Raw genomic sequence first — 1,147 nt, forward strand, 5'->3', positions numbered from 1 at the left:
AGGCCGACCTGGTGAAATCAAGGCCTGCCTGACGGCAGGCCGCTACCGGCCCGAACACAAAAAATCTGACAGTCCCACATATCCATTGCTGCGGTAACGGCCGCTGGCGGTTCCGCCCTGACGGCGGGTTACTTTTTTCAAACGCCAAAAAAGTAACCAAAAACGCTTTGCCCCACCACTCGGCACCTCGCAAGCGAGGTGTTCCCTCCCTCCGGCATTGCTCCGTGGGCCCGCCGCGAAGGGCCCTCCATGGCCCAGCGCGGCTACCTCGGCCTCCATGCCGAGGTGCCCACTGCGCAATGCCTGCGTTCGGCCAGCGTGGTTAATGGGGCATTCAAGATCAAGATCAAGATCAAAAGCCAAAGCACGGTGATCAACTGAAGTACCGCCATCGCGAGCAAGCTTTGCTCCCCCCTCAGCCCAGCTTGGGGATAAACCCCATCTGGCTAGCGCGGGTCGACGATATCCAATGCACGATTAGCCAACAGCTCACTCAATTCAATCATCTGCGCCACGCCCAATGCGACGTGCCGCCGGGAGCCTTCCAGATCGAACGCCAGGTCATTGACCATGGCATTGGCCGAGGCCAGGGTTTCGCTGAGATTCGCCAACAGACACTCGGTGTCGAGGGTATCGATGACGGTGAAAACTTGAGTTGAGATTTTGGGCTTGGGATCAGGGTGGGTACCGAGATGAAAATCGAGTGCTCGGTCTGCCGCCTCTTGGAGTTTGGCCGGATCGGGGTCGTTGTAGGGGAAAGCGCTTCCAGCTGACGGAGAGGTTTGATGTTTGTTCATAACGGAGCTCCTGTTTCAATTGGAGCCGAGACTAAGCGCCCGGCGCTGGCGCCTAACAAATTCGGCGGGCTTGCAGTCCCGATCGCTGAATGGGCAGCGACACGAACAAGCTAGAGATACAGCTTCCGAAGGGCAACCTTAAAACCTCGTCGGAAAAATCCCCGCGTCTGTCAGACCGGCCCCGAATTCTGTGGGAGGGAGCCTGCTCGCGATGGCTTTGGCTTTGGCTTTGGCTTTGGCTTTGGCTTTTGATCTTGATCTCAACGCCCCATCAACCACGCTGGCCGAACGCAGGCATTGCGCAGTGGGCATCCCGGCATGGAGGCCGGGATAGCCGCGCTGGGCCATGG

Annotated in this window: 3 protein-coding genes; 1 reads left to right on the forward strand and 2 read right to left on the reverse strand. The window is 58.7% G+C overall.

Features of this window, described 5'->3' with window-relative positions; all coding sequences use genetic code 11:
- The first annotated feature begins 249 nt into the window (after positions 1–249).
- The gene (locus tag N4Q37_RS27620) at positions 250–381 is read left to right on the forward strand and encodes a hypothetical protein (RefSeq protein WP_260963356.1); all 132 of its coding nucleotides are present in this window, start codon (positions 250–252) and stop codon (positions 379–381) included.
- Between the two features lie 65 nt (positions 382–446).
- Here the strand turns inward: N4Q37_RS27620 and N4Q37_RS27625 are convergent, their stop codons facing one another.
- Both N4Q37_RS27625 and N4Q37_RS27630 read right to left on the reverse strand, forming a co-directional pair.
- On the reverse strand, positions 447–797 hold the full coding sequence (locus tag N4Q37_RS27625; RefSeq protein WP_260963358.1) for a DUF6124 family protein: 351 nt from the start codon (positions 795–797) through the stop codon (positions 447–449).
- 138 nt (positions 798–935) lie between these two features.
- The coding region (locus tag N4Q37_RS27630; RefSeq protein ID WP_260963360.1) for a hypothetical protein at positions 936–1,147 on the reverse strand (212 nt) is incomplete at its 5' end.

The organism is Pseudomonas citri, from assembly GCF_025336485.1.
GTDB classification, from domain to species: Bacteria; Pseudomonadota; Gammaproteobacteria; order Pseudomonadales; family Pseudomonadaceae; genus Aquipseudomonas; species Aquipseudomonas citri.